Annotated in this window: 1 pseudogene; it reads right to left on the reverse strand. The window is 63.2% G+C overall.

Features of this window, described 5'->3' with window-relative positions:
* Window positions 1-623, reverse strand: a pseudogene (locus AC5FXQ_RS21760) (hypothetical protein); the annotation flags it as partial.
* Window positions 624-812: the final 189 nt, after the last annotated feature.

An 812-nucleotide genomic window follows, 5' to 3' on the forward strand; every position in this document is an offset into this window, starting at 1 on the left:
GGCACAGAGCCGGAAAGGCTGTTGTTCTGGAGGTGGAGACGCCGCAGGCTGCCCAGCCCCCCCAGCTCAGGCGGGATAGCGCCTGTCAGACTATTCTCCTCCAGGTAAAGCTCCCGCAGCTGCGTCAAACCACCCAGGCTTGTGGGCAGCGAACCGCTTAGCGCGTTTTTTCCTAAATCCAGGAAGCGCAGGCTGGCCAGGCTGCCCAGCGAGGCCGGGAGCGGCCCCGACAGGTTGTTGTCGTAAAAGGAGAAGTACTCCAGGCTGGTTAGGCTACCCAGCTCCGGGGGAATGCTGCCCGTGAAGCCGTTGGGGCCCAGGTCCAGGATTCTCAGGCTTGTAAGCTGCCCCAGCGTGGGCGGGATCGCCCCGCTCAGCCCGTTGAGGTAGAGGTTGAGCTCCAGCAACTGCGACAGACTGCCGAGCGAGGCCGGGAGCGAACCGCTCAGGCTGTTGTCCTCCAGGTAGAGGTACTCCAGGTTCAGCAGGCTTCCCAGGGAGGCGGGAATCGTTCCGGTCAGGTTGTTGGAGCCAAGATCCAGTACCCACAGCCCCGTCAGCCCGCCCAGCGTGGCCGGGATTGCCCCCGACAGGTTGTTGGTATAGAAAGCGAGAAGCTCCAAGCCCGTCAGGTCCCCCAGTTCGGCCGGGATCGTTCCGCTTAGGTTGTTTTCACTCAGGTTGATTTCCGTAACGTCCCCGTTGACGACCGTTACCCCGTGCCAGGAGGCGAAGTCGGCGCTCGTGCTGCCCTGCAGCCAGCTGGTCTTGTTGGTCCAGCCCGCCCCGTTGGTACTGTTGAAAAGCGCCTC

It is taken from the genome of Pontibacter sp. LHS1 (assembly GCF_058932855.1).